Below are 26095 nucleotides of genomic sequence, written 5' to 3'. Positions count from 1 at the left end.
AACTTGAAAGGGCAGGAATGACCCAGAGTATGTCAAGGGTAGCCAAATGCATTGATAATGGACCGATGGAAGGATTTTGGGGGATCATAAAAAGAGAACGTTATTACGGAAAAAGATTTACTAGCAGAGAAGCTATCGTTGAAATGATAAAAAATTACATTAGATACTATAACAATAAAAGATTACAACGAAACTTAGGTGTGCTGACTCCAATGGAAAAGCACGAAATGTATTTACAAGCGGCGTAAAAACTGCCAGTAGGTTATCTACTGGCAGAAAAGATTTATATTTTTTCAATTGTCTACTTGACGGGAAGCAGTTCAGACCACAGAACGGGATTTTTTATTTCTTATTTCAGAATCCAGTCTCCGAACACCTGATTTGCCAGATCCTGCAGCCTTGCAAGTGAAAAACTGTTGTCAAAACGGATGAAAATATCATGAACCTTCGCCATCTCTTCTGTATAATCTGTCAGACGATATGTCTGAATGACGGCCTTTCCAGATGTTTTGTCATTGTGGGTTACAATAGGCACGACTCCGGTTTCCTCTTCCTTTATACGGGTCATGCCATCTTCTTTAATAATCTTCACCTTCGCCATTCCTCCCAGAACCTCCGCCAGATTCTGTTGGTTGGACGAATAGTTGCCGATGGAATAATAGCAGAGAGCTCGGTTTCCGTTATCTGACGTTACCCACTCAATATTTTCAATAACATGAGGATGGGTTCCGATAATCAGGTCCGCACCGGCTTCCGTCATCATCTTCGCCCAGGATGTCTGGTCCGGTGTCGGATCTCCCGTGCGATCCTCCGACCCCCAATGTGGGAATACGATTACGAAGTCTGCCATCCCGGATGCTTTCGTAATGTCCGCCTTTACCTGTTCCAGAGTAGAGGAATCCATTATATTCACCAGGTAGGTCTGGTCGGCCGGCAGGGAATATCCATTTAAGCCATATGTGTAGTTCAGAAGTGCAAATGTAATACCATTCTTCTCGAGGATGCGGATTGTATCCCTTTCCGCCTGGGTTTCATTAAGTCCCAGCATCATGGCTTCTCCCGAATGGTTTTTCCAATAATTAATGCTGTGGAGGATTCCGGAAACCCCTGCATCCCTGGAATGATTCGATGCCTGAAGCACCACGTCAAATCCCGCACCAATAATGGCATCCCCCATGGAGTCCGGTGTGTTGAAATTCGGATATCCATCATAAGGAAATCCCCCATCAGAACCTCCCAATATCGTCTCCTGGTTTACCACGGCGATATCCGCACTCTGAAACTCTTCTTTCATGACAGCAAACAGGCTGTCAAAGCTGTAGCTTCCGTCCTCATTTTTTGCAGCCGCCAGTACAGGCGTATGAGCCAGCACGTCACCGACTGCAAGCAGCGTCACCTCTTTAGCCGCCTCCGTAGTCGGCTGTGCAGTTTCCTGTGTCGCCGCGGCTGTCGTCGTCTCCTGTGCGGCGCTCTCACCCGGCAGTGCGTTTTTGATTACAAATCCCACTACTCCCAGAAAAGCGATGATGAGGACCGCCAGTAAAATAATGTATTTTCTCAAATTTCTACTCCTTCGGCAGATAATCAGAAGATTTATATATCTTGCTATCCGTAACGACATAATCCATTCTTACATCGTGGGGTTCTATCGGCAGATTCTCAAGAACAAATTCCTCAAATGACGGGGCTACTGTCACCGTTTTTTCAGATTTATGTTCTAAAAGCTTATCGTAGTATCCCGCACCATATCCAAGTCTTCCCCCCTCTTTACTGAAAGCAAGCCCCGGCATCACTATGAAATCTATGTCTTCAATGTCAGCATGGTTGCAATTACAGGCCGGCAGCTCCAGTATCCCGAATTTTGTCTGCTTGAATCCTTCCGGAAATTCCGGCGTCTTTCCAAGTATCAGCGTACCGTCCTTATTGTTGCAGATAGGAGTAATGACCTCTTTGCCCAAAGCCAGACACTCCTGGATGAACTCCCAGGTCCGGATCTCTTTTCCAAAACTGACATAAATCATAACCGTGCGGGCACGTTTGAATTCATCCATTTCTTTTAACTTTCCAAGGATGCCCCTGCTTCTTTCCTCTATCTCCCTGTCGCTGATGTTTTCTCTTTTTACTAACAATTTTACGCGAAGTTCTTTCTTATCCAAAATCTTTTCCTCCAAAATTCTTCTCGATTTGTCCCATATACACGAAACCACATGCATTTATAATAATGCACCATTTATGAAATTGCAAGGCAACATTTCCTTTCTCCAAAAAGGCACCAGGTACTCGCTATGAGTACCTGGTGCCTTTTTGGACACGAATTTTTGATTATTCAAACGGAAACCGATAGGGAAGCTGCAGCTCATCCCTGACTTCCATCAGATCCTTCTGAACTCCTTCCCCTAAAGGTACTCCTTTTTCCTTTCTGTCCAGCCACGAAAGGTATTCCTTCTCGCCTGCCGTGTAAATCCGGTCCTGCCCTGGCACCTTTTTGGATGAGCGGAGCTGTCTGAGTATGTCCCCGGCTGTCTTCCTGAAACTGTCTGCTCCCATAAAGGCCTCCGTATCCATTGCCATGAAGAAATGTCCGATAGGAATCGGCGTCTTTTCACCATCCGGGCCGATTCCCGAAAGCATCTTCATGTAGCTGCCTGCCTGCAGCGCCGACGAAAGGATCTCAACGACCGCAGCATAGCCATATCCCTTATATCCTCCCAGTTCCTCGCCAATTCCTCCCAAGGGAGCCAGAGAAGCTTCCCCTTTAGACAGCTGGGACAGAATCAGCTGGCTATCCGTCAAATATTGGCCGTCAGGACCGACAACCACGCCTTCCGGCGTCTCCAGGCCGGAACGGGCATAATATTCTATCCTTCCCCTTTGCGTGATGCTGGTGGCACAATCCAGCACAAATGGGAATTCCTCGTCTGTGGGCATTCCTACGGTCAGCGGGTTGGTTCCCAGCATATTCTCCACTCCAAAAGTAGGGGCGACGGAAGGTCTGGCGTTGGTTCCTGTAATTCCAATCATATCTCTTTTCGCCGCCATTGAGGCATAATATCCTGCGATTCCATAATGGGTCGAATTGCGCACGGCCACCATTCCCATTCCGAATTTTGCCGCCTTTTCGATTGCCATATTCATTGCCTTATAGGAGATGACCATCCCCATCCCGTTATGTCCATCCACCACAGCGGTGGTCGGCGTCTCCTTCAGGACTTCAAATTCCGTCACCGGCTGCTGGATTCCCGCCTTGATGCGGTCGATGTAAATCGACTTGAAACGGTTGCATCCATGGCTTTCAATCCCTCTCCGATCGCTTTCCATCAGAACATCCGCACATATTGCCGCATCTTCTTCCGGCACTCCCATCTTCACAAATGAATCTCTCATAAAGTTTCCGATCAATTCCCAGGATACAAACGGTCTGTTGTCCATACTGCTCCTCCCAACCTTATTGTCAAAGGCTCCTGCCCTTTATGCGGACTGGAGCCTTATCATTGAATTATTTATCTTCCGGCACTTCATAAAACAGGGCACCGCTTGGACATCTGTCAATCAGATTCTTTATCTCTTCCACCGTTGCTCCATTCGGATTAACCCATGGTTTTGTCTTCATACTGAATACAGATGGCAGATTCCGCGTGCATACGCCACTGTGTATACAACGATCAGGATAATAACCGATGGTTATTTCATCGGATGAATATTTAGAAACCTTCTGTTCATTTGATTTTTCCATAAAATTCCCCCTTGATGATATTTTCTGTCTTCATTATATTTTATTTTGCAGTAAAATACAATTGAAAATCATTAAAGGAAAAGGACTTAAGTTCTGACAGCCTGCTTCATCTCCACCGACGCTATTCCCATTCCGGGCTTACGACAGTTCCCATAAAAACTGGAAGATTGGTGTCATTGTCAAGGATGGCATAGATAAAAGGCCTGTCGAGTATTACATATTTTTTCTCGGAAGTCCCGGTAACACCCATTTCAACCTTTGTGACCGCTCCTGCTTTTGTGCCCAGTTCATCCACGGTAATAAATGTCTTATGCAGAACTTCCTGTATATAGATATTTCCGAAAGAACTGCTTCCCATGCGGCCAAATTTTGCCAGATCAGGATTGAAAGCTTCTTCCATCCCCATATTCTTCAGGGCTTCATTCATTTTCACAGTATATTCGCAGCTGAACTTTGGAACGGCTGCCCCGACAATGGAATCCTGGGCACCACCCAGAATTTTCTGCAATGCTTCTCCACTCAGGGATTCAATATATTTATTAATATCTACGCCCTCATCCGGCAGCAGGGCCATAAAGCTGTACTTCCCTCCTGCATACCGCTTCACAAAACCGGTTGCATCCGCACCTTCCAGGTAGATGCTTTCATCTGAATACATGAAATCCACGGAGACCGTGTTTCCTTCGATGTCTGTAAAATCTCCCTCTGCGATGTCTTCTTTGTGATAGACATTCTCCCATTGCGCCTCAAATGCTATGGCATTAATCAAAAACATCACAGCAGATCCGTTGATTTCATCCAGAATCTCCTCGATCATCCCATTCGTATTTTTACTGACCCAGCTGTTGATATCCTTAATCGTACTTTCATCAAATGGAGCCCTGTACGCGGCGGCTCCGTAGTAATCCGCATTCTTCTGCAGAAAATCCGGCTCAACCACCAGATCCTGAGTATCCCGGAACCAAATGGAGTCTGCTATGTGCAGCGAAGCATCCTCTTTGTCTGACAGGCTTTGGGTATAGGTATAAAGATATTCATTCAAGTCATCCTGCGGAATGGTCCCTCCCAGTACTTTTTCCATCTGGGCAAGAGTCTCGTCCTCTGCCCCATTTGCTGTCATGGCCAGGGCAAGCAGGACAGATATCGGAGAGATCAGGGAATTTTCCCTGTCTTCTACTGTCCTTTTGAAAAGCTCCACCGAAAAATCGGATGTATTCTTGATGAATTCCTCGTCCACGGCTTTCCCTGCCACCGCGCGGGCGGACAATCCTTCCGTCAGATCCGCCGCCTCAGGCTGCGGTCTGCATGCGGTCAAATTCAGTGTCATGGCGGCTAAAATCACTATGCATAAAATCCGATACCATCTCATGCCGAAACATCTCCTTTCACATCGCTGCTAAATCCTTCCCTGGGGATGCAGCATCTCCAGGCCGGGAATATTTCTCAGCATGCCAAATACGATAAGTACTACCAACACTGCCGTCAGCATATACTTCTCTGCTTTGTTCTGCTCCATCCTGCCGGTCCGTACATAACGGACGCTTCCATTCGCACAGACCAGAATCAAAACAGGAAGAACACAGAGCACACCCGGATTGTTGAGAAAGGCTTCCCTGAAGTCCCCTTGCAGGAGGGCCAGACTCATGCGGCTGATGCCGCACCCGGGACAGTACAGGCCGGTGATTTTATGGAAAAGACAGGGAATGGCCAAATGGGTATACCTGCACCAAACGCCATATCCCAGTCCTGCTGCAATAACCAGCCCACCCCTCTTCAGCAATTGATTAATACGTTTTTCCATAATCTTGCAGATTGTTGATCTCATTCTGGATCAGGGCGTAGGCTATGATGCCCCCTAAAATAAAGACAATGAGATATAAAACGCCGCCGTTGCTTGCAGGTATTCCCCTGTCCAGTTTTGCCCGGTCAATAAGTTCCCCCCGCTTGTATGCCCAGTAAAGTCCGTAGATTCCACAGGTTATTATCGTGAAAATGAGTGCCATGATTCCGGAAGTTCCGGGCTCATCAGCCAGCGTATTGGTATCATCGGTAAGGATCACCTGCCAGTACATACCATAGATGCCGCATGTGATGATAGTGAAAATTATACATAATGCGATGCTTCTTTTCATAACCATAAAAAAACCCCCTTTCCATTTTTTATTTTCGCTAAAGAAATTTCGAGGAATCCGCAACACTCACTTTACGGATTCTCCCTTTGATAGTTTTATTCTGCAGCTCTCTCAGTACGATTTCACCTTTTTTATTCAGAATTTCCACAAAGGTTGAAATATCCTGAATATTTATGATTCCAATGTCTTCCGCCGTTAAACCTTCAATGCTGCAGATGGTTCCCACGATGTCGACCGGTCGCATTTTCGTCTTCCTGCCTGCATTGATGTGCAGCCGCATAATGTCCTTATCCAGTTTCGCATTTTTTTCTTCTTTTATTTCAGGTGTGGCCATCGTCTTCATAGCGAACTCTTCTCCGCCCAATCTCACATGTTCCTGCCCGGGTCTTTCCTTTAAAGGAATTTCTTTTCCGATATACTTCTCTATATCGGAAAGATATCTCCTTTCATCCTCCGCCACGAATGTCAGTGCCCTGCCGGTATTTCCAATTCGTCCAGTCCTGCCAATCCTGTGGACATAAACCGGGGCATCCTGGGGGACATCAAAATTTATTACCAGGGTTATGCTGTCAACATCAATTCCCCGAGCCGCCACATCGGTTGCAATCAGATATCTGAATCTGCCAGTCTTAAATCCCTTCATAACCTTCATCCTGTCGCTCTGTTCCATTCCACCATGAATCCGTTCACAATTACAGTCCATTAACGTCAATACTTCATAAACCTCATCCACCTGCAGTCTGGTATTGCAGAATATTATGCAGCTGTCCGGATTCTCCACGACGAGGATATCCTTTAGAACCTTCAGCTTATCTGATTCTGAAACATCAAATCTTTCCTGGATTATTCTATCCAATGCCGGGCTCTGGTCCTCAATTTCAACATAAATGGGGTCTTTCATATATTTACTGCAAAGTCCTGCGACATTTTCCGGCATTGTTGCGGATAGGAGAACCGTCACCCTCTCCTGGGGCAGTCTGCGGATGACGGCCTCAATCTGTTCAACAAATCCCATATTGAACATTTCATCCGCTTCGTCAATGACAAGATATTTCACTTTCGAGACGTCAATCGTTTCCCTCTCCAGGTGATCCAGAATCCTCCCTGGTGTGGCAACCACACAGTGTGTTTTCTGTTTTAATTCTTTTTCCTGGTTGTAAAAATTGGATTTGCCGAAAATAACCGGCACCTTTATCCTTTTAAACCTGCCAAGACTGAATATTTCCTTCTTGACCTGAAGAGCCAGCTCCCTCGTGGGCTCCAGAACAAGTGCCTGCGGGCTGTTTTCTTCCCATACCAGCAGTTCACAAAGAGGAATGGCAAATGCTGCCGTTTTCCCACTCCCGGTCTGGGACTTGACCACCACGTCCTTCTTACCAAGTATGGCAGGTATCACCTGTGCCTGCACCTCGGTTGGTTCTTCATAGCCCAGGATGCTTATTGATTTCAACAGTTCGCTGCTCAGCCTAAAATCTTCAAACTTTTCTTTTCCCATTTTCCTTCACTTTCTAAAGCAAGGCTGGGATCTTTTCCAGTGCAGCCTGCTTTTCTACTGCACCTATATTATAAGCTACTTTTGGCATGCCGTAAACAACACAAGTTTTTTCATCCTGTCCAATCGTCTTTGCGCCCGCTTTCTTCATGGACAGGAGACCCTTGGCCCCATCATGCCCCATCCCCGTTAGGATGACGCCGGTTGCTTTCTGCCCTGCTTCTTTGGCGACAGACTCAAATAACACATCTACGGACGGACAATGTCCATTAACCTTCTCTCCGGCAAAGCACACCGTCTTGTACCGGTTCCCGCTTCTGCAGATCTTCATATGACGGTCACCCGGGGCAATCAGAACCTGACCTCTTTCCACATACTCACCGCCCTCTGCCTCTTTAACCTGCAGATTCGTGGCGGTATTCAGCCTTTCCGCAAACATACGGGAAAAGACCGGCGGTATATGCTGCACAACCAGAATTGGCGGCATGTCCGAAGGCAGCGCCATCAAGATCTTGGAAATGGCATCGGTGCCTCCCGTGGAGGCACCGATTGCTATAATCCTTCCCGAATCATCTTTTGTTTTCCGAATTATTCCCCTCTGGTCTTCCATTCCCTTCTCACCAGAAATATTGGAAATGGCTGCAACTTTGATCTTACTGATCATTTCATACAGGAATCCCTCCACGCTTTTCGGGGACGTAACATCCGGTTTTGTCACAAAGTCCAAAGCCCCGGCGTCCATGGCGTCAAATACGGCTTCACTTACCGTGCTGACTACAATCACCGGCAGCGGGTACTGGGGCAGAAGCCTGCGCAGAAATTCGATTCCGTTCATTTTCGGCATCTCCACGTCGCATGTCATGACATCCGGCCTGTACTGGAGAATCTTATCCCTTGCATCAAAGGGGTCTTTGGCTACAGCCACAACCTCAATATTCCGGTCACTGGAAACACCTCTTGAAATCACTTCCCTGAACAGCAGGCTGTCATCTACTATCAAAACCCTGATTTTCTTTTTCAGTTCCACATTCCCTAACCTCGCTCCTATTTTTTCCTGTACAAAGCAGGTTTTACATAACTGAATCTGGTAGTTTCCCGATTCAGGGATTCGGAATGTCCTATAAAGAGGTATCCGCCTGGTTCCAGAAAATCATAAAATTTATTTACCAGTTCCGTTTTCGTTTTTTCATCAAAATATATCATTACATTTCTGCAGAAGATTACATGGAATTTCTTTTTGAATGGAAACCGTTCTTCCATCAGATTGAATTTTCCAAAAATCACTTCGTTCCTGATTTTGTCATGAATTACAGAGGATTTTTCGTCCATCCTCCTGAAATATTTTGCTCTGAAATGAGTCGGCATCGTGCCTACCTTGTCGTTTGAATAAATGCCTGACTTGGCCGTATCCAGAACCTTGGTTGAGATGTCAGTGGCCAGCACCTTTGTATCCCAGGTACCTTTTTCATTTCCAAAATATTCATCCAGAATCATGGCCAATGTATACGGTTCCTCTCCTGAGGAACATCCGGCACTCCATATGCGCAGATCATTATTTCTGACTGTACTGTGAAGGAAAGGAAGCACCTCGCTTTGAAAAAAATCGAAATGTTCCGATTCTCGCATAAAAAAAGTATGATTTGTGGTTATCTTGTTGATCATCGCAGTAACAGCTGATCCGGAAGTATCCGCCAGAATGTATTCAAAATATTCTGAAAAGTTTTTAAATCCATTCTGGACCAATTCAGCCTGAAGCCGACCCGTAACCAGGGCCTGCTTCTCCTTCTTCAGAAATATTCCATAATTTGCCTGAATATAAGATGCCAGTTTATCAAATTCATTATCCGTAATCCTTATCACGTTAATACCGCCTTATCAGTATTTGCCAAATTCCTCATCGCCAAGAATTATTTTCCGACTTCTTCTTGCGGACGTCGTATTCAATATTCCTGTCACATCCGGATCCTTTTTATCTTTCCTGTATTCCGTATAGCCGGAATGCGCTTTCTTCAATTTGAACCGGGACACCGATTCCTTGAGCAGCTGAGCCTGGCTGGAAAGTTCTTCACTGGCGGCTGCACTTTCTTCAGAAGTCGCAGAGTTGGCCTGAACGACCTGGGATACCTGCATGATTCCCATGTTGATCTGTCCCACTCCGGCAGCCTGTTCATTGGAGGCGACATCAATATCATTGATAAGAACAGCCACCTTTTCAATCTGATCAGCAATTTCGCCCAAAGCTACCGCCGTATTTTCCGCAATCCTGGTTCCATGATCCGATTTTTTGATGGAACTTTCAATCAATTCCGTAGTCTCATCCGCTGCCTTGGCCGACCGGGCTGCCAGGCTTCTCACCTCTTCTGCAACTACCGCAAATCCTTTTCCATACTGTCCGGCCCTTGCCGCCTCCACCGCCGCATTAAGAGCCAGGATATTGGTCTGAAAGGCGATATCGTTGATGACTTTGATGATTTTGGAGATGTTTGCAGAAGACTGGTTGATTTCCTCCATGGCCTCCAGCATACCCCCCATCTGGTTTACGCCATCCCTTGCTATGAATGTCGCCCTGCCTGCCAGTTCATTTGCCTTGTCGGCATTGTGCGCATTCAGCTCCGTCTGGGCAGAAATCTGCTGCATGGATGCGGTCAGCTGTTCGATGGAGCTTGCCTGTTCCGTGGCCCCCTCCGAAAGGGAAATGCTTGCATCAGATACCTGTCTGGAACCCGCCGCAACCTGTTCGGACGCGGTCGCAATGTTGGTAAGCAGCTCATTGTTATTTTTGACCATTTCCGACAGGGCCATGTTCAGGTAGTCCTTCTGGGATCTCACCTCAATATCCATGGTGTAGTCCCCCTGGGCAATCCGTTCGGCAACCTGAACCTGTTTTCTGGTATTTTCAATCATTCTGGCAAAGGCATCCATTGCCTCTCCTATTTCGTCGTTTGACCTGGACTCTGCCTCCACCTCGGTATCCCCCTGGGAAAGCTTGTCGGCTGCCTCTGCGATAAGTCTTAGGGGCAATGCAATGCTTTTCGTGATTATGAAAGCAAGTGCAAGACATAATATGATCGCCGCTGCCATTACGATGATGATTATCTGCAAGGTTGTTGCGTAAACGGACGCTGCCTTTTCACTGGCAGAATCCACCATTCCGTTTACAAATCCAATGACACTGTCTAAAGCCGTTTCCATTTCCTTGAAAGCAGCTGACGAGGATCCCTGTACCAGCTTATTGGCTGCCTGACTGTCATTTCCCTTTACGTAAAGGACAAGCTTCCCACTTTCATCCAGGTACTCTTTCCAATTCTCCTCAAACACGGCAAAACGTTCCAGATCCCCTGCGGACCTGGTGCCTCCCAAACCTGTTTTATACGAATCTATCATTTCCTGGATATCGGCCTTCATGTTTTTCAGATTGGCTTCATGTTTTTTCTGCTCTGCATCATCCACTGACAGAGCTAGAATCAGCTCTTCTGCCCTGTACTCGGCAACTGCCCCACGCAACCCGCTGACCTCATCTATGCTCGGTATGCACCTGGATGAAAGCTCTTTCGTGCTTTCATCCAGAGTCTTCAGTGAAAAAAGCGCAATGAGTCCCAATATCACAAATACAATTCCCATGAATCCAAAGCCAAAAATCAGCCTGTTTTTTAAAGCGATTTTCTTTCCAGTCTTTTTCATTTCCCGTCTCCCTTTCAAACCTCGTCACTTAAATCTTCCGTATTTTCTTCCATAAGAAGCCTGTTGCAGTCCAGCAGAAGTTTCATGCCGCCTGGTGATTTCCCTATTTTTCGGATAAACACGCTCCCGCGTGCGCCCACCTGGGGAGGGTCGCTGATATCTTCTTCCGGAATCGTCAGGACTTCCGAAACACTGTCTACAATGAGTCCGATAATCAAGTCCCCCATATTCATGACAATAATACATGTCCTGTCATCATATTCCCTGGCAGTCTTTCCGAATCGGAGGCGCACGTCCATAACAGGAACAATTTTCCCCCGCAGGTTTATGATGCCTTTAACATATTCAGGAAGCTCCGGTATCTTCGTGATAGCCAGCACATTGATAATTTCCGTGATGTACTGTATTTCAATGCCGTATCCTTCATTGCCCACAAGAAATGTCAGAAACCGGTTCTTCTGTGTATCCTCGGACGTTTCCATCCTGTCTGATAAAATATTTTCAAGGTTATTGGCCATAATTCCGTTATCCCCTTCCTCCGTCGAACAGCCTTGCCACATCCAGTATGAGACTGATGCTGCCGTCTCCAAGTAGTGTGCAGCCGGCCAGCCAACCCGTCTCTTTAAATCTGTGTATATATTCCGGTAAAGTCTTTACCACTACCTGCTGCTGACCCAAGAGTTCATCTGCAAATATACAGGCAACTTTCCCGTCGTGTTCCACCATAATGAGAATCCCGTCCTCCAGATCTGTGATTCTGGTTTCGATATTATGCAGCTTATTCATCCGCTGGATCTGATAGCAATTCCCCCGGACCATAATCATCTCATTTCCATCCGGATCTGTTATTACTTCTTCATTGCGGATCCGGAAAAATTCCTTGATGGATATGGTAGGGATCGTGTAGCAGGATGAACCCACCCTCACATTCATTCCGTCAATGATGGCCAGTGTCAGTGGTATCTTACAGATAAAGGTAGTCCCTTTTGTCTTTTCACTTTCAATAGAAAGGGATCCTCCGATATTTTCGATATTCCTTGCCACCACATCCATGCCGACGCCCCGTCCGGAAAATTCAGTAACTTTTTCGTTTGTTGAAAATCCGGGGAGCAGGATCAGGCCGAATGCCTCCTTGTCCGTCATTTCCTGAGCCGGCTTATGTAAAAGACCTGCCGCCTGGGCCTTATCCAGGATATAATCCCGGTTCAGCCCTTTGCCATCATCCCGCACCGTGATGAGTACATCGCTTCCAGAGTTTCTTGCTTCCAGGGTAACCGTTCCCCGAAGCGGTTTATCCGTCATTTTCCTGTCACATCCATTCTCAATCCCATGATCCACTGCGTTGCGCACCAGGTGCATAAGAGGGTCTGAAATTTGTTCGATGACATTTTTATCCACCTCAGTATCTTCCCCAATAACCTCAAGACGAACATCCTTTTCCAGTTTCTTGCACATATCACGGACAACACGGTGCATTTTGTTAAAGGTGGTTGAAAGAGAAACCATTCTTATTGACATGACAGTATCCTGCATCTCGGTTGTGATCTTGCGCAGCTGTCCGGCAGCCTTTCTGAAATTGTTCAGCTCAAGCCCCTTCAGATCCGGATTCTGTACTACCATGGCTTCCGCGATGACCATTTCTCCCACCAGATCCATGAGCTTGTCCAGCTTCGCTACATGGACACTGATAATGCTTTGCTGGGAATGGGTCTGCTGTCCGGTTTTCTCCTGCTTCAGATCCTGTTTTTCGTCTTTTTCCTGCGCTTCTTCCTCTTTCTCTTGCAGCTGAATCAGCTCCATATCCTTCAGGAAAATGGTCTGCATAAAAAAATGATTCATTTCTTCATGAGATTTCTTAGCCCTGAAAAAAATAACAAATCCGTGGTTTCTTATGAGATCCGCACTTTCATCACTATCCAGGATATCTTCAGGAATACATTTTATCTCCTGGGTAATTTCCTGCAGCTTATTCATCACCGCGTACGCACGGATATTTTCCATGCCGCATCCTTCTTCGAAATACAGGACCGCCTTATAAGAATTATCGTCTTCGACGTTCTCTCTGACGCGCAGGTTTTTCAGATTGATCAGGAAATCCCTGATTTTTCTCTGCAGAGCGGAAGAATCACCTTCTGCAGCCAGACCGTCCTGGATCTTTGTAACCTCTTCTTTTATGAAGTCAGCCCCCTCCAGGATGAGATCCGATATGGCCGAGCAGTCCGCCAGCTCCGGTTTCTCTTCCCGCAGATAAAAAAAGAGGTCTTCCAGCCCATGGGCGAGCACCGATATATTTTCAAACATCATCATGGCTGCGGAACCCTTTATGGTATGCATGATCCTGAAAATCTCGTTGATGGCACCCTGGTTGTAGCAGCCCTCCTTTTCACTGATCAGAACAGATTCTTCAAGCTGACCTGTAAGCTGCATTGTTTCAAATATAAACATATCCAACAGAGAATCATTGGTATTTTCTACTGACATTGCCGAAACCTCCTCTCACTCTGAATCCCTCTTTTTAATATCGGCTAAACACAAGAGAATATAAGTATTTCCAAAAAAAGAAAGAGAGCATATCATAAAGATATTTCTGCTCTCCCGTAAGTTTTAATCGTCACATTTCCTGTATGCAATTCCAGAGACATTGTTCTGGCATAATTGGATCCGGTATCTTCCCCCCGCAGGGTCAGACCCTCCTGTTTTAGAATACGGCGAACCGACTCTGCATTCCGAAGCCCGATATTGCCCAATTCGCCGCCGCCTTTAAATTCGAACATCTTGGCCCCACCGGCAATCTTGCATTCCATCCGGGCACGGCTTCCCCCGTAGGCACTCAGTTTCCGCAGGGTTTCTTTTATCCCGGAATCCGCATATTTAAAAACGCTTGTATCTTTGATGTTCCTGCACTCCGGCAGCATGATGTGGACCATAGCTCCCAGACGTATCATGGGGTCATAAAAAGTTATGCCTATGCACGATCCAAGGGCATGGGTGACGATGGTTCCTTCCCCTCTGGCTATTTTCATATCCGCGATTCCAACCGTTATATTTTTATTCATTGTGTACTCCCAGTCTTTCCATCAGAAAATTCAGGGATTCGATGTCCGGCATCAGCAGCAGCCGGTTTTCGAGCTCTTTATTATTTAGAAAGAATTTTCCGTCAATCATCATCAGTTTGTCTGTGGTATATCCGAATTCTGCCATGGGTACGCTTAATATTCCTCCCAGCATGTTGACAGCGATATCAGGCACCGAAAGGCTTATGGATACGCCTGTCAGAGCGGACAATGCATTGATATACGACGAAATGATTATGTTGCCGGCCTCTTCTATGGCGGATATTTCCAGATTTCCTAAAAATGCATAATCCAGTATTTCTTTACTCAGAAGTCTTTGAGTAATTGCGCTTATGAAGTCCATTTTCATGATGAGCAGCATCATGCCCTGGATCTCCCCCTTCATCCTGACCAAAACTGCTGTCACGATTTCTTCCGGATTTCCAAGCCTTTCTATTGTCTCGTCGAACCCCAATATCGCCACTTCCGGAATGGACATTCGTATTTCTTCCCTTAAAAGCTGAGACAGAGCCGTTGCCGCATTGCCGGTTCCGATACTTCCGATTTCCCGTATTACATCCATCTCTAACAGATTCATATCTTCATATTTTTCAATCTGCATGCCAGGTTTTCTCCCTTCTATAGCAATTACCGCAGTGTATTTATTGTACCGGCAACATCATCCGAGGTCTGAATCATTTTCAGGGCGAGAGAATATGCTTTTTGAGCTTCCATGGCCTTAGCCATTTCCGCAGCCAGATCCACGCCGGAAATCTCCAGGGCTCCCTGCTGCAGGCTGGATGATTCCGACAGGACTGGCTCCCCGTTTACTGGGGTCGCTTCATATTCGTTTTTGCCGATATTTTTCAATCCGGCCTCCACTTCAAAGGTGAATATTCCAATGTCAGGGTTCGTTCCTTCTTCCATTCGGATATATCGTCCTGCTTTGTCCAGCACCAGTTTCCCATCGGAAGAAGCCAGATAGAAATCCCCGCCCCGCTGGGACAGGCTGAAACTTCCATCCCTGGTAAAGGTTGTGTCACCCGAAACCGGATTCTGCAGCATGAAAAACCCTTTTCCTACTATGGCATAATCATTCTCGTTGTCTGTCTGCGTATACCCGGCCGGCGTAAATTCCGTCCCGATTTTTTTGACTGCAGCCCCCGTTCCGGTACGCACAGTTTCCAGTCCAGATACGGAATCGCTTAATTTCTTCTGCACCAGCGACGAGAACACCGCACTCTGGGACTTATATCCCGCCGTATTAATATTTGCCATATTATTGGCTACCACATCCATTTTTGTCTGCTGTCCGGATGCGCCTGTTACAGCCGCATAGAAAGAACCATTCATCTTTATCCCCCTTTTTATATCCTTCCGATTTCAGAAACAATCTTCCCCATTAGCTGGTCGTACATCTTCAGCACCTGGGCCGAGCTCTGAATGGATCTTTGGCTCCCCATCATCTGCGTCATCTCCGTCATGGTATCCACGTTGGAGGTTTCCAAATATTTCCACTGCATCACGGTGTCTGAATTTAGTTCCGGCTGGATAGTTGTAAACATGCCGTTGTCCTGTTTTTGTAAAAGCCCGTAATCCTGGAAATCCGCGATGGAAATTTTACCAGATGGTTCCGTATTTCCAGCTTCATATATGTTTCCACGTGAATCAATGGAAACATCGTCCGTCCGCATTCTGATGGGACCCTGTGACCCCATAACTCTTCCGATGCCCTGTAAAGAAAGAAATCCTTCCGCATCAATGGAAAAAGCTCCATCCCGGGTATATACCATGCCCTCTCCGGTCTGAACCTTGAAGAATCCTTCCCCCGTAAGCGCGACATCCAGGACTCCTCCCGTATTGTACAGGGCCCCCTGGGTAAATCCCGTCACGTTTCCCACCCCTGCTTTGCCCATGCTGGTCTCCCCTATCGGCTCAGGGCTTCCAGAACGGTATAACAGCTCGTCACGGAAAGTGCTGGTCACAAGAGTATCTCCTTTATAGCCAGGCGTAGATACATTAGCCATGTTGTTGCTGATGACATTTAAGTTTTTGTTCTGACAGATAATCTCCGAGGTCAGATTGTAAAATCCTCTGAACATAGTAATCCCTTTCCTTTCGTCTACCCCATGGTCTTCTGCATGCTGATACGAAGCTTCCGGATGGCATTGCTGTGGATCTGTGATATCCGGGGTTCACTCAGCTGCATGACCTTTGCGATATCCTTCATATTGAGCTCTTCTACATAATACAGGGACAGCACTGTCTGTTCATTGTCCCGCAGATCTTTGATTCCGTCCACCAGCATGCCCTTAAGTTCCTTGTCCAGGGTGTGCTGTTCCGGACGAACCGGGCTGTGGGGGGCGGCAATCTCATTATTTTTCTGCTTGATGCTGGTTTCCTCCAGAAGAACATCCAGGGAGAGCACGTTGAAGAGCGTGGTCTTGCCAAGAATCTCCTGGTATTTATCCAGGCCGATTCCAAGAAAATCTGCCACTTCCTGAGGTTTCGGAAATCGTCCCGTCTCATTGTATAATTCCAGTGTGGCATTATCGATATCCTTCGCACTTTTCCGGACTCCCCGGGGAATCCAGTCCTGCTTACGGGCCAGATCGATAATCATTCCCCTGATTCTTTTGGAGATATAGGTTTCAAACTTCACATTTCTTTCCAGATCAAATTTTTCGATGGCATTCATGATGACCAGCACGCCCTCGTTCACGACGTCATCCAGCTGGGAGAACCCCAGATACACGTTCCGCATCTGCAGGGCAATGTTTCTGACGATGTGGACATAACGCAATACAAGTTCCTGTTTGATTTCCAATGCACAGGTCTGTTTGTATTCAGTCAATAATTCCTCATTGCTTTTTCTTTGAAATCCGTTTTCTGCATCCATTTTATACCTGCCCGCTACATAGTAATATTTCCAATTGCCTGGATCTGGATATTGTTGGCTATCTCATTAAAAGACAGAACATATACCCTGGGATAAAACTGCTCGATCATCCGGTGGAAATGTGTCCGGATCACCTGACTGGTCAGAATGACCGTATCATGGGATAACTCATTGAACTTGCGGATTTCTTCCGCCATCTGGCCGATAACTGCCTGCATCACTTCGGGACTCAGGGCCAGGTAGATTCCCCGGTCGCTTTTGGTCAGGCTGGAAATGATGGTTTTTTCCAGTTCTGAATCCAGCGTGATAACCTTCATCTGTCCGTCCCTGCAGAATTTTCTGGTTATGGTTCGCTTCAGGGCGGTCCGGATATTCTCCGTAATGGTATCGGCATCTCGAGTGACCGCTGCGGATTCTGCCACAGATTCCAGAATCGTCTCCATATCCTTGATGGGCACCCCTTCTTTGAGAAGATTGGAAAGGATCTTCTGGAAGGTTCCATAGGATATGATTGTAGGGAATATTTCATCCACCAGCTCCGGTGCGTTTTTCTTCACATTTTCCAACAGCTGTGCTACTTCCTGCCGGCTCAGCAGCTCATGGGCATGCTGTTTCACGGTTTCCGAAAGGTGGGTCAGCATCACGGAAAGAGGATCTATTACCGTGTAGCCGTAAATTTCTGCCATCTCTTTGTTGTCCGCAGTGATCCATTTACAGGGAATTCCATAGGCAGGCTCTATCGCCTCGATTCCATCTATTACACCCGAAGGGTTCGGGGATTCAAGGGCCAGGTAATAGTCCACCAGAATTTCCCCTTTTGCCACTTCCTCCCCTTTTATTTTTATTACATACTGATTGGTATGCAGTCCGGCACTATCCCGCAGGCGTATGGAAGGGATGACAAAACCCATTTCCTGGGCATATTGCCTCCTGAAAATCACGATGCGGTTGATCATCTTCCCTCCGTTGGATTCATCGGCCAGAGGGATCAGGCTGTATCCAAACTCCATTTCGATGGGGTCTACTGAGATCAAGCTGTATACATTATTGAGATCCCTGTAATATTCATTTTCATCCGGATTTGCTGTTTCATGCTCACCTGCTCCCGCCGAAGCGAGCATCTGCATTTCATCTGTCTGGCAATCCATCCTCTTCATGATCTTGTAACCGCCGGTCAAAAAGACTGCTGCGAGGATTCCCATCTGCAACCGGGGCATCCCGGGCACCAGCATGAGGACCAGGAGAAAGCCTCCAGTAATCATGAATGCATACGGCTGGGATTTAAACTGTCTGGATACATCTTCGTTTAAGCTTCCCTCCGACACGGATCTGGTAACGATCATGCCTGTTGCCGTTGAAACCATCAGAGCCGGTATCTGGGAGACCAGTCCGTCGCCCACCGTAGCAATGGAATATACGGAAAGCACCTCTGTAAACGGCATACCGCTCTGGACAATTCCGATGATGGTTCCGCCGATAAAGTTGATGCCGGTGATGATCAGGGACATGATAGCATCTCCCTTTACAAATTTGCTGGCACCATCCATGGCCCCGTAGAAATCGGCTTCCCGTTGGATTTTGCTTCTGCGTTCCCTGGCCTGCTGTTCGCTGATCAGCCCAGAACTTAGATCCGCATCGATAGCCATCTGTTTTCCCGGCATGGCATCCAGCGTAAACCTCGCAGCCACTTCTGCGACTCTTTCGGATCCCTTCGTGATAACGATAAACTGCACCAGTGCGATAATGATGAAGATGATAAAGCCGACAACCACATTTCCCTTCAGGATGAAATCGCCAAAAGATTTGATTACCTGTCCTGCATTTCCCTGGTTGGAAAGGATATTTCTCGTGGAAGAAACATTGATTCCAACACGCAGGAGTGTTGTAATTAAAAGGAGGGAGGGGAAAATCGAAAATTCCAGTGGCTCTTTGATTCCCATGGAAATTATCAGGATAATCAAGGAGACGGAAATATTTATGATTATCATTACGTCCAGCAGGAAAGGACCCAGCGGAATGATCAGCAGCATCACAATGGCCACCATAAATATCACTACCGCATTGTTCATTAATTTCTTCATTATTCACACCATTTCTATGTTATGCTTTGTTGATTAAGCCGGTATACGTAAACCAGGATTTCCGCCACCGTGGCATAATACTCTTCCGGAATATCATTTCCAGTCTTTGTGGATGCATATATCGCCCTTGCCAGAGGCTTGTTCTCCATCACGTGGACGCCGTTTTCCTGTGCCACCCGGACAATCCGCAGGGCCAGCTCGTCCTGCCCTTTAGCCACCAGGATGGGTGCGCGGTCTTTATGGATATCGTACTTCAGGGCAACTGCAAAATGAGTAGGATTCCGGATGACCACATCAGCGGAGGGAACCGCCTGCATCATACGGCTTCTGGCCCTCTGACGCTGAATCTCTCGGATTTTTCCCTTGATTTCCGGATTTCCCTCCATCTGCTTGTACTCTTCCTTCATGTCCTGTTTGGACATCCGGATTTTCTTTTCGTAATCCCATCGCTGGTACATGTAGTCAAATCCTGCCACAGCGATGAATACAAGGCAGATCTTCATTACCAGGGATAGTACCGTATCCAGAAGATAGACGGAGGATGTTTTTATGTCCATGTCCATCGTTTTCGCCAGCACGTCCATCTCACCCCGGACAGCCTGATACAGTATGTACAGCAGGATAGCTATCTTAATAAGGTTCTTGATCAGCTCCACTACATTCTTAAGGGAAAACAGGTTCTTGATTCCCTTAAGGGGGCTGAGCCTTCCAAATTGGGGAGTCATATTTTTCCCGGTGAAAATGAATCTGGTCTGGACACCCGTAGCCAGGACAACCAGGAAGATGACGATGCAGAGAATGGGAACGATCAATTTTGCACCTGTCAGCAGGGTGTCATTTGTGATTTCCTGAAGGGTTCCGGAAGTCAGTGCGGTGATATGCTCCGCTTTATCTATATAGGAAAAGAGATTGTCTCTTGCTGTCCTGTACATGAAAGGAAAAAGCAGCTTCAGCCCGAAAAAGGCTCCCAAGAGGGTAACCACTGTAATAATGTCCTTGCTGAAGAACACATTCCCTTTCTTCCGTTCGTCTTTCCGCCGTTTCGGGGTGGCTTTCTCTGTCTTGGAATCTCCTCCCGGCATTCATTTCACTTCCCTTCTTGTTCCAAGTGTCAGAACATCTTCAGTACCCCTTGCAGTGTGTTTATCATATTAATATTTAGATTTTCCAGGTAGTTGGTGACGGGGGAAAAGAGGAATGTCAGCATGATGAGCCCCACCAGAATTTTCACCTGAATATTGACGACAAAAACATTTATCTGGGGAATCATCTTCATCAGGATTCCCACTCCGATTTCCGTCAAAAACTCCATGGCGATAAATGGAAACGCCAGTTTCACGGCCAGTACCACGCACTGACAGAAGATATCCAGTATCCCGCCCGCCAGCGCCGGCGTGAACACCACCTCTCCGAAAGGCACGACCTGGGCCGATGTCACTAGTATCTTCATCAGGGCAAGGTGTCCATCCACCGCAAAAAAAAGCAGCATCGTGAAAATCTGAAACAGCTGTCCGCTCAAGGCCACCTGTCCTCCGCTCTGTGGATCGTAGATGCTAGACATGGCCAACCCCATCTGGTAATCTATGAGGCTCCCCGCAAAAGTGACCACAAATTCAAACAGCTGCATAACAAATCCCAGCACATACCCGATGGCAAACTCCTTCAAAAGCAGAACAGCATATTCTATGGGTAAGTTCACCTCCATGGCTGCCCCCTCCATAAAGGAATATATCAGAAAGCTCAGTACCATTATCATGCCGCCCTTTGCCACCATAGGGATATTTCGTCTGCCAAGGACCGGATTGAGCAGTATGAATCCGGACATCCGCATGAATACCAGGGAAAAAAGCATGAATTGCGCCGTGGTTAAAATACCCATGGATCCCGTTTCCTCCTAATCCTTCTCACAGCATCATACCGAAGATTTTCACGGTGAAATCCTGCAGGGTTTCCAGCATGGTTCCCCCTGTGAATACCAATATCAGGGCAATCACGATCAGTTTCGGCAAAAATGTAACCGTAGATTCGTGAATCTGGGTGGCTGCCTGAAAAATGGCAATGACTATCCCGACAATCATGCTTATAATCAGGGTCGGACCTGCCAGTTTTACGGCTATAACAAAAAATTCATACATTAAATCAGCGATTTCACCATTCGTCATCTCTAAATCCCTTCTGCCTATCAGTTAAAGCTTCCTGCTATGCTTGCAAACAACAGTTCCCAGCCATTGACCGTTACAAACAACAGCAATTTGAATGGCAGGGAGATCATGGCCGGCGGAAGCATCATCATTCCCATGGACATCAGCGTACTCGATACTACGATATCAATGATGAGAAACGGAAGATACAATAAAAATCCCGCCATAAAGGCCCTCTTAAGCTCGCTTGTCATAAAGGATGGAATCACAACCGTCAGAGGCAGCTCTTCGATTTCTTGTGTTTTTTCCTTCCCGGACAAATCCAGGAATAAGTTCAGGGAGCTTTTCTCCGTATTCCGCAGCATGAACTCCTTCAAAGGGACCTGTGCTATGTCCAGAGCCTCCTGCTGGGTGATCTCTTCGGCGATATATGGCTTGTAGGCATTCGTGTTGATTTCGGATATGACCGGCTGCATGATGAACAGGGTCAGAAACAACGCGATTCCCACCAGTACCATATTAGGCGGCGTCTGCTGTACCCCCAGCGCATTCCTTACGAAGGACAGAATAATGATCGTCCTGGTAAAGGATGTCATCATGATAAGGAGGGAGGGTAGCAGGGAAATGACGGTGAGCATCAGAAAAATTTCCAGGGTAGGAGTACTGTTTCCGTTAATGTTTATCAGTGACTGTGTATCCATCGTTATCCCCTATTTCCTTCTGTTCTTAAACTGATCAATTTTTTCCAGGATGCCTTTGAAATCTGTCGGTACATTCATCCCGAAGGATTCTTCCCTGGGCAGCTCTGCCAGGTCTTCTTCCTCCAACTGGGCCAGGAGCGTTATCCCACTTCCTGAGAATCCCACCAGATAATAGTTCAGGCCCGTCTGGATCAGGGCCACGGATTTATCCTTGCCCATGCCCATCTGGTCAATCACCTTCATGTACCTGCTGGAAGTCCGCTGCATTCCGATATTCTTTTTTGCTATATATTTCGTGGATACGTAGCTGAGGTAAATGACGGCTGCCACCACTGCCAGCGTAAACACGGCGGTTCCGATGCTTTCTATCATACAATATCTCTTTTCACGATTTCAGTGATGCGGATGCCGAAATTATCCTCCACAACTACCACATCCCCTTTTGCGATGCAGTGGCCGTTAACGAACAGATCCACCTGTTCGCCTGCCAGCCTGTCTAAAACTACCAGTGATCCTTTTGAAAACTCCAGGATATCCTTGACGGTCTTCCTGGTGCGGCCTATCTCCACCGAAACGTCCAGGGGAACGCCGAGGATCAGCTCCATGTTCTCCTTTTCTTCCCCGCCGGCAGCACTTTCCTGCTTTAAATGAACCGATGGAACATTCTGCACATTGATGAGCTTCGGTTCGCTGGCGGCTTTCGATTCCTGCTTGTGCATTGCTTCCATCATTTCCTGCATCTGCTGCATCATCCGATTCATATCCTGCGAGTTCTGGACCGACTCCGGCCTGATTTCCGGCTTGATTTCCGGTACGGTCTCATGTCTTGAGGCTGCCGCCATCATTTTCTCGATTTCTTCCTGGGAAAGCATTCTATCCCCCGCAGGTTCCTTCTCCGGCTCCACTATATTTTCTGGTTCGTACGCATCAGGCAGAAATCCCTTCACCAGCTCCTTTGCCAGGTCCGGCGTCATGACGCTGATGAACTCGCTATTGATCTTATCCAATATCTTTAAGGTGAACCCAACCACAACCATGGTGTCATCCGGCTGAATAAAGTACTTATCCTTGAAATCGCTGATATTGTTTATCTCAAAAGATACTGGGGTGGAAATGTTAACTCGCCTGCTCAGAAACTCGGACAGGGCCGTGGAGGATGCACCCATCATCTGATTCATCACTTCACAAATGGCGCTGAGGTTCATTGCATCCAGTTCGAACTCCTCTTCCGGAATCTCCGTCCTCATGAGCATTTCCACGATTGTCTTAACATCCCGTCTTTTCAGGACCATAACGCTGCTGCCCGTTAATCCGGAAACATATGTGATTTCTACCCCCACCGCCGGCTCCAGGTTCTTATATTCAAATTCCTCCCTGGTCACCACTTTCACAACGGGCGTAGTGATATCGACCCTGCTCTCCAGCAGAGTGGAAATAGCGGTAGCCGATGATCCGAGGCTGATGTTCAGAATTTCCCCTATGGCATCAATCTCTAACTCGGTAAAATTAATAAAACTCATACGTATATATTCTCCTTACAATGGAATCGTCTTATTTACCTATCTCCAGTGCTTTCTGTGCCATAGTCTTCATTGCGTTAAATGCAGTAATATTTGCCTCGTAGGATCTGGTGGCGGACATGCTATCCACTGTCTCTTTTATCAGGCTGATATTGGGCATCTGTACGTACCCGTTCTCATCCGCATCCGGATGGTCCGGATTGTAGACGGGCTCAAATCCTGCCTCTTCATCCGCTACCGCAGTAGCGACAACACCTGCCGCCTTCTGCAGGGCCTTCCGGAAGCTTCCGGACTCGGCAGACTCAAGAATGACTGTTTTTCTTTTATAGGATCCACCGGATTCTGTCCGGGTGGTTTCCATATTGGCAATATTCTCGGATGCGACATCCAGACGAAGCCTCTGTGCCGTCATGCCCGAGGCGGAAATATCCATAGAACTTAGGAACGACATCTCTATTCTCTCCTTTAGCTAACGATGCTGGCAACGGTTTTCAGAATCCTGTCCGGTTTAAACGGCTTGACGATAAAATCTTTTGCACCGGATTTTATCGCCTCGATTACCATGCTTTCCTGTCCCATAGCGGAGCACATGACGATCTCTGCGCCTGGATCCTTTGCCTTTATAGCCTTTAAAGCTTCCAGACCATCCATGTTGGGCATGGTAATGTCCATGATAACCAGGTCCGGGTTGATTTCCATATATGTTTCCACCGCCCGCAGGCCATCCTCCGCTTCATAAATGTCCGTATAGCCATTCTTGGTCAGCGTATCCTTTAACATCATCCTCATAAAAGCAGCATCATCTACCAGTAAAATTTTAGCCATTTTCTCCCATACCTTTCAAATTCATATTTTTTCTTCTTCTAACCTATCCTCCAGCCTGACCGCCACATTCCGGTTATACACGCCAAGCTGTCCGTTAAACCAGGGTTTCCCGGCTACTGAAAGCTGGATTTGTGAATCCTTTGGCTTGTTCAGGTTAATGACATCCCCCACATTCAGCTTGTATATGTCTTCCAGCTTCAGCTGTGCCGTCCCCAGCTGTGCCGTGACTTCCAGTTTGGAATTTTTGATATTGTTAAGGATCTCCTCCCGGATTTCCACATCCTCCGAGCCTTCCTCCTGAGAAATATGCTTCCTCTTGTCCATGGCGGCGAATACGCCCGTAAGGAGGCTTCCGGGCACGCATATGCTGAACTTGCCGGAGATCCTTTCCATTTTCATCTCCAGTACGATGATGACAACCGTTTCATCGACACCGATTTCCTGCACCAGTCCCGGATTTTTCTGGATTCGGTCAAAATGGATACCCATCTTGATATACCCGGTCCAGGCATCCGTCATGATTGCAATCAGATAATGGATGATTTTTTCATACAATGCCTGTTCGATCTCCGTATAGGAATATCCGTCCGGCACTATCTCCGGTGCCCCAGAGCTGCCCAGCATCCTATCCATCAGGTAAATCATGACCGGTGTGGATACATGTATCAGAACCGGCGGATTTTTGGTCCTGTATGGCAGCGTCACGGAAGCCAGGGTCATAAAATCATTTTCACTTAAGGCATTGGTGAATTCATAATACCTCTGCTCCTCCACGGCTATGACCTCCGCTTCGCTGGAAACCCGGAAAAGACTGTTTATCTGGGATGACGCAATCCTGGCATAGTTTTCGTATACATTTTTCAATATTTTCAATTTGTCCTTAGTGAACTTCTTTGGACTGGTGAAATCATATTTTTTGAAATTATTCTGCCCTTTGTTCTCGTCTTCCGCCGCCTGATCCGACGCATTTCCCCCGCTCAGTGAATTGAGCAGTGCATCTATCTGACTTTGTGATAATACGTCTGCCATTGGTACCATCCGCCTTTACTATCTATTGATTTTGCTTGTAAATCTCATCATAATATGCGTCCAGGCTCTTCTGTTCGACGCCTTCCTCCGCGATGATCATCTCCACCCGCCGGTTCTGCGCCCTCCCCTCTGCCGTTTCGTAGGAGGCGATGGGTCTGTACTGCCCGAAGCTTACCTGCACCAGCTTTTCCGGACTCACGCTTCCTTTTGCCTGGACGTAGGCCACGACTTCTGTGGAACGGTTCGCGGATAGTATCCTGTCTGTATAAATGTCATTGGGCTGGCCCGGAGGCGCCTGGGAGGTATATCCTAGAACCTCCACCTCCTTTATGACATCATTGAAGTTTCCCAAAACAAGGGAAAATGTATCCAGAATTTTCCTGCCCTCGTTGGTCAGCGCATAGCTGTTTCCGGAAAAAAACACCTGATCCTTAAAGGAAACGAAGGTATAGCCTTCTCCCTTGCTCAGCCCTACGGATTCCTCCAGGCCTCGTTCCCGGACTGCCGCCTTTAACTCATCGTACAGATCATCAAAACTCGGGGTTACGGTATCCGGCTGCGTTTCTTCGGATTGCTGGGAAGGCGTTCCTGGTGGGTTTGCCTGTGTTCCGGTCTCCTCCACTACTTCCTGGTTCATGCTCTTGACCAGGGCAACCCATTTTTCCTGATCGACGACAGAAATGGAATAGAGGAGCACAAAAAAGCAAAGAAGCAGTGTTACCAAATCCCCATACGTGTCCATCCAGTTGTATCCGCCGCCATCCGATTTCTTTCTCTTTCTTGGTTTTCCCATTCCATCACCCTGTTT

At 47.1% G+C, this 26095-nt stretch carries 30 protein-coding genes; 1 reads left to right on the top strand and 29 read right to left on the bottom strand.

Annotated elements, in window-relative coordinates; all coding sequences use genetic code 11:
- A partial coding sequence (locus tag BUA79_RS08635) for an IS3 family transposase (protein WP_143147898.1) occupies nt 1-248 on the top strand: 248 nt, incomplete at its 5' end.
- Nucleotides 249-349: 101 nt separating this feature from the next.
- On the opposite strand, the gene BUA79_RS08630 is transcribed toward BUA79_RS08635, so the two are convergent.
- The 29 genes from BUA79_RS08630 to BUA79_RS08490 form a co-directional block, all read right to left on the bottom strand.
- Complete coding sequence (locus BUA79_RS08630) at nt 350-1561, bottom strand: CapA family protein (RefSeq protein ID WP_073994034.1); 1212 nt, start codon at nt 1559-1561, stop codon at nt 350-352.
- A 4-nt stretch (nt 1562-1565) separates the two neighbouring features.
- Nucleotides 1566-2156, bottom strand: a complete 591-nt coding sequence (locus tag BUA79_RS08625; RefSeq protein WP_073994033.1) for a 5-formyltetrahydrofolate cyclo-ligase — start codon at nt 2154-2156, stop codon at nt 1566-1568.
- A 166-nt stretch (nt 2157-2322) separates the two neighbouring features.
- Nucleotides 2323-3429 carry an Ldh family oxidoreductase gene (locus BUA79_RS08620; RefSeq protein ID WP_073994032.1) on the bottom strand — a complete coding sequence of 369 codons (1107 nt, stop codon included), beginning with the start codon at nt 3427-3429 and terminating at the stop codon, nt 2323-2325.
- Between the two features lie 67 nt (nt 3430-3496).
- Nucleotides 3497-3733 (bottom strand): (4Fe-4S)-binding protein, encoded by a 237-nt coding sequence (locus tag BUA79_RS08615; RefSeq protein WP_073994031.1) that lies wholly within the window; start codon nt 3731-3733, stop codon nt 3497-3499.
- A gap of 121 nt (nt 3734-3854) precedes the next feature.
- Nucleotides 3855-5060 (bottom strand): serpin family protein, encoded by a 1206-nt coding sequence (locus tag BUA79_RS08610; protein WP_242941671.1) that lies wholly within the window; start codon nt 5058-5060, stop codon nt 3855-3857.
- A 69-nt stretch (nt 5061-5129) separates the two neighbouring features.
- Nucleotides 5130-5534 (bottom strand): DUF2752 domain-containing protein, encoded by a 405-nt coding sequence (locus BUA79_RS08605; protein WP_073994029.1) that lies wholly within the window; start codon nt 5532-5534, stop codon nt 5130-5132.
- Complete coding sequence (locus tag BUA79_RS08600; RefSeq protein WP_073994028.1) at nt 5518-5871, bottom strand: DUF4234 domain-containing protein; 354 nt, start codon at nt 5869-5871, stop codon at nt 5518-5520. The genes BUA79_RS08605 and BUA79_RS08600 overlap by 17 nt, the downstream gene beginning before the upstream one ends.
- Before the next feature lie 31 nt (nt 5872-5902).
- Nucleotides 5903-7360 (bottom strand): DEAD/DEAH box helicase, encoded by a 1458-nt coding sequence (locus BUA79_RS08595; RefSeq protein ID WP_073994027.1) that lies wholly within the window; start codon nt 7358-7360, stop codon nt 5903-5905.
- 13 nt (nt 7361-7373) lie between these two features.
- Nucleotides 7374-8384, bottom strand: a complete 1011-nt coding sequence (locus BUA79_RS08590) for a protein-glutamate methylesterase/protein-glutamine glutaminase (protein WP_094757388.1) — start codon at nt 8382-8384, stop codon at nt 7374-7376.
- Between the two features lie 17 nt (nt 8385-8401).
- A complete protein-coding gene (locus BUA79_RS08585) occupies nt 8402-9217 on the bottom strand; it encodes a CheR family methyltransferase (protein ID WP_073994026.1) in 816 nt (271 codons plus the stop codon).
- 15 nt (nt 9218-9232) lie between these two features.
- On the bottom strand, nt 9233-11038 hold the full coding sequence (locus BUA79_RS08580; protein WP_073994025.1) for a methyl-accepting chemotaxis protein: 1806 nt from the start codon (nt 11036-11038) through the stop codon (nt 9233-9235).
- A gap of 14 nt (nt 11039-11052) precedes the next feature.
- Nucleotides 11053-11556 (bottom strand): chemotaxis protein CheW, encoded by a 504-nt coding sequence (locus BUA79_RS08575; RefSeq protein ID WP_073994024.1) that lies wholly within the window; start codon nt 11554-11556, stop codon nt 11053-11055.
- 7 nt (nt 11557-11563) lie between these two features.
- On the bottom strand, nt 11564-13519 hold the full coding sequence (locus tag BUA79_RS08570) for a chemotaxis protein CheA (protein WP_073994023.1): 1956 nt from the start codon (nt 13517-13519) through the stop codon (nt 11564-11566).
- Nucleotides 13520-13611: 92 nt separating this feature from the next.
- Complete coding sequence (locus tag BUA79_RS08565; RefSeq protein ID WP_073994022.1) at nt 13612-14094, bottom strand: chemotaxis protein CheD; 483 nt, start codon at nt 14092-14094, stop codon at nt 13612-13614.
- Complete coding sequence (locus BUA79_RS08560) at nt 14087-14713, bottom strand: chemotaxis protein CheC (protein WP_073994021.1); 627 nt, start codon at nt 14711-14713, stop codon at nt 14087-14089. Before BUA79_RS08560 ends, BUA79_RS08565 begins: the two co-directional genes overlap by 8 nt.
- Before the next feature lie 26 nt (nt 14714-14739).
- Nucleotides 14740-15444 (bottom strand): flagellar hook-basal body protein, encoded by a 705-nt coding sequence (locus tag BUA79_RS08555; protein WP_073994020.1) that lies wholly within the window; start codon nt 15442-15444, stop codon nt 14740-14742.
- Between the two features lie 14 nt (nt 15445-15458).
- Nucleotides 15459-16193: a flagellar hook-basal body protein gene (locus BUA79_RS08550; RefSeq protein WP_073994019.1), complete on the bottom strand. Its 735-nt coding sequence runs from the start codon at nt 16191-16193 to the stop codon at nt 15459-15461.
- A gap of 20 nt (nt 16194-16213) precedes the next feature.
- Nucleotides 16214-16990: a sigma-70 family RNA polymerase sigma factor gene (locus BUA79_RS08545; protein ID WP_073994018.1), complete on the bottom strand. Its 777-nt coding sequence runs from the start codon at nt 16988-16990 to the stop codon at nt 16214-16216.
- Nucleotides 16991-17004: 14 nt separating this feature from the next.
- On the bottom strand, nt 17005-19071 hold the full coding sequence (flhA, locus tag BUA79_RS08540) for a flagellar biosynthesis protein FlhA (protein WP_073994017.1): 2067 nt from the start codon (nt 19069-19071) through the stop codon (nt 17005-17007).
- 14 nt (nt 19072-19085) lie between these two features.
- Nucleotides 19086-20153, bottom strand: coding sequence for a flagellar biosynthesis protein FlhB (gene flhB, locus BUA79_RS08535; RefSeq protein WP_073994016.1), 1068 nt, complete (start codon nt 20151-20153; stop codon nt 19086-19088).
- 29 nt (nt 20154-20182) lie between these two features.
- Nucleotides 20183-20950, bottom strand: a complete 768-nt coding sequence (fliR, locus tag BUA79_RS08530; RefSeq protein ID WP_073994015.1) for a flagellar biosynthetic protein FliR — start codon at nt 20948-20950, stop codon at nt 20183-20185.
- A 25-nt stretch (nt 20951-20975) separates the two neighbouring features.
- Nucleotides 20976-21233, bottom strand: a complete 258-nt coding sequence (locus BUA79_RS08525; RefSeq protein WP_073994014.1) for a flagellar biosynthetic protein FliQ — start codon at nt 21231-21233, stop codon at nt 20976-20978.
- Nucleotides 21234-21253: 20 nt separating this feature from the next.
- Complete coding sequence (gene fliP / locus BUA79_RS08520; RefSeq protein WP_073994013.1) at nt 21254-21913, bottom strand: flagellar type III secretion system pore protein FliP; 660 nt, start codon at nt 21911-21913, stop codon at nt 21254-21256.
- Between the two features lie 9 nt (nt 21914-21922).
- Entirely contained in the window at nt 21923-22285 is a 363-nt protein-coding gene (locus BUA79_RS08515) for a FliO/MopB family protein (protein ID WP_073994012.1), read from the bottom strand.
- Nucleotides 22282-23433, bottom strand: a complete 1152-nt coding sequence (gene fliY / locus BUA79_RS08510) for a flagellar motor switch phosphatase FliY (RefSeq protein WP_073994011.1) — start codon at nt 23431-23433, stop codon at nt 22282-22284. The genes BUA79_RS08515 and fliY overlap by 4 nt, the downstream gene beginning before the upstream one ends.
- Before the next feature lie 31 nt (nt 23434-23464).
- Nucleotides 23465-23884 (bottom strand): flagellar basal body rod protein FlgC, encoded by a 420-nt coding sequence (flgC, locus tag BUA79_RS08505; protein WP_073994010.1) that lies wholly within the window; start codon nt 23882-23884, stop codon nt 23465-23467.
- Nucleotides 23885-23898: 14 nt separating this feature from the next.
- Nucleotides 23899-24258 (bottom strand): response regulator, encoded by a 360-nt coding sequence (locus tag BUA79_RS08500; protein ID WP_073994009.1) that lies wholly within the window; start codon nt 24256-24258, stop codon nt 23899-23901.
- A gap of 21 nt (nt 24259-24279) precedes the next feature.
- Complete coding sequence (locus BUA79_RS08495; protein ID WP_073994008.1) at nt 24280-25287, bottom strand: flagellar motor switch protein FliM; 1008 nt, start codon at nt 25285-25287, stop codon at nt 24280-24282.
- 22 nt (nt 25288-25309) lie between these two features.
- Nucleotides 25310-26080, bottom strand: a complete 771-nt coding sequence (locus BUA79_RS08490; protein WP_073994007.1) for an OmpA/MotB family protein — start codon at nt 26078-26080, stop codon at nt 25310-25312.
- Nucleotides 26081-26095 lie beyond the last annotated feature (15 nt).

Origin of the sequence: Parasporobacterium paucivorans DSM 15970 (assembly GCF_900141895.1) — a bacterium.
Lineage (GTDB): Bacteria > Bacillota > Clostridia > Lachnospirales > Lachnospiraceae > Parasporobacterium > Parasporobacterium paucivorans.
This window is presented reverse-complemented; position numbering and strand designations above follow the sequence as displayed.

Coding starts and splice junctions, on each gene's coding strand:
- BUA79_RS08620 (WP_073994032.1), bottom strand. CDS start 3,429: ATGGACAACAGACCGTTTGTATCCTGGGAATTGATCGGAAACTTTATG.
- BUA79_RS08615 (WP_073994031.1), bottom strand. CDS start 3,733: ATGGAAAAATCAAATGAACAGAAGGTTTCTAAATATTCATCCGATGAA.
- BUA79_RS08610 (WP_242941671.1), bottom strand. CDS start 5,060: ATGACACTGAATTTGACCGCATGCAGACCGCAGCCTGAGGCGGCGGAT.
- BUA79_RS08605 (WP_073994029.1), bottom strand. CDS start 5,534: ATGGAAAAACGTATTAATCAATTGCTGAAGAGGGGTGGGCTGGTTATT.
- BUA79_RS08600 (WP_073994028.1), bottom strand. CDS start 5,871: ATGGTTATGAAAAGAAGCATCGCATTATGTATAATTTTCACTATCATC.
- BUA79_RS08595 (WP_073994027.1), bottom strand. CDS start 7,360: ATGGGAAAAGAAAAGTTTGAAGATTTTAGGCTGAGCAGCGAACTGTTG.
- BUA79_RS08580 (WP_073994025.1), bottom strand. CDS start 11,038: ATGAAAAAGACTGGAAAGAAAATCGCTTTAAAAAACAGGCTGATTTTT.
- BUA79_RS08575 (WP_073994024.1), bottom strand. CDS start 11,556: ATGGCCAATAACCTTGAAAATATTTTATCAGACAGGATGGAAACGTCC.
- BUA79_RS08570 (WP_073994023.1), bottom strand. CDS start 13,519: ATGTCAGTAGAAAATACCAATGATTCTCTGTTGGATATGTTTATATTT.
- BUA79_RS08565 (WP_073994022.1), bottom strand. CDS start 14,094: ATGAATAAAAATATAACGGTTGGAATCGCGGATATGAAAATAGCCAGA.
- BUA79_RS08560 (WP_073994021.1), bottom strand. CDS start 14,713: ATGCAGATTGAAAAATATGAAGATATGAATCTGTTAGAGATGGATGTA.
- BUA79_RS08555 (WP_073994020.1), bottom strand. CDS start 15,444: ATGAATGGTTCTTTCTATGCGGCTGTAACAGGCGCATCCGGACAGCAG.
- BUA79_RS08550 (WP_073994019.1), bottom strand. CDS start 16,193: ATGTTCAGAGGATTTTACAATCTGACCTCGGAGATTATCTGTCAGAAC.
- BUA79_RS08545 (WP_073994018.1), bottom strand. CDS start 16,990: ATGGATGCAGAAAACGGATTTCAAAGAAAAAGCAATGAGGAATTATTG.
- flhA (WP_073994017.1), bottom strand. CDS start 19,071: ATGAAGAAATTAATGAACAATGCGGTAGTGATATTTATGGTGGCCATT.
- flhB (WP_073994016.1), bottom strand. CDS start 20,153: ATGCCGGGAGGAGATTCCAAGACAGAGAAAGCCACCCCGAAACGGCGG.
- fliR (WP_073994015.1), bottom strand. CDS start 20,950: ATGGGTATTTTAACCACGGCGCAATTCATGCTTTTTTCCCTGGTATTC.
- BUA79_RS08525 (WP_073994014.1), bottom strand. CDS start 21,233: ATGACGAATGGTGAAATCGCTGATTTAATGTATGAATTTTTTGTTATA.
- fliP (WP_073994013.1), bottom strand. CDS start 21,913: ATGGATACACAGTCACTGATAAACATTAACGGAAACAGTACTCCTACC.
- BUA79_RS08515 (WP_073994012.1), bottom strand. CDS start 22,285: ATGATAGAAAGCATCGGAACCGCCGTGTTTACGCTGGCAGTGGTGGCA.
- fliY (WP_073994011.1), bottom strand. CDS start 23,433: ATGAGTTTTATTAATTTTACCGAGTTAGAGATTGATGCCATAGGGGAA.
- flgC (WP_073994010.1), bottom strand. CDS start 23,884: ATGTCGTTCCTAAGTTCTATGGATATTTCCGCCTCGGGCATGACGGCA.
- BUA79_RS08500 (WP_073994009.1), bottom strand. CDS start 24,258: ATGGCTAAAATTTTACTGGTAGATGATGCTGCTTTTATGAGGATGATG.
- BUA79_RS08495 (WP_073994008.1), bottom strand. CDS start 25,287: ATGGCAGACGTATTATCACAAAGTCAGATAGATGCACTGCTCAATTCA.
- BUA79_RS08490 (WP_073994007.1), bottom strand. CDS start 26,080: ATGGGAAAACCAAGAAAGAGAAAGAAATCGGATGGCGGCGGATACAAC.